The organism is Tritonibacter sp. SIMBA_163 (assembly GCF_046535935.1).
Lineage (GTDB): Bacteria > Pseudomonadota > Alphaproteobacteria > Rhodobacterales > Rhodobacteraceae > Epibacterium > Epibacterium scottomollicae.
The window spans coordinates 1-254 of sequence record NZ_JAWJBP010000861.1 but is presented as its reverse complement, the minus strand read 5'-3'; the positions used below and the strand labels follow the sequence as shown (position 1 = coordinate 254).

Sequence of the window (254 nt, the reverse complement as noted above, 5' to 3'; positions counted from 1 at the left end):
CAAGCACGCCTTCTTACCGGCTCTCATCTCCTATATCGCCCTAATCTACATTGTTCACCTGGAAGCGCTGAAGGCCAATATGAAGGGTCTACCTTCTAGCAATCCGGCACGTCCGCTGTTGAACAAAGTGATTGGTTTTATGACGGGCTTATTGCTGCTCATGGGACTCTCTATCGCCGTCTACTATGGTCTTGGCTGGCTGAAGCCGGTACTTGGCGAGGCGACACCATGGGTTGTTTCTGTGGGCCTGGCAG

At 52.8% G+C, this 254-nt stretch carries 1 protein-coding gene; it reads left to right on the top strand.

The genetic code is table 11. The annotated features are described in order from the left end of the window. Positions 1-254 (top strand): hypothetical protein (locus tag R0J92_RS24790; protein ID WP_411053640.1); only part of this gene is annotated, 254 nt, incomplete at both ends.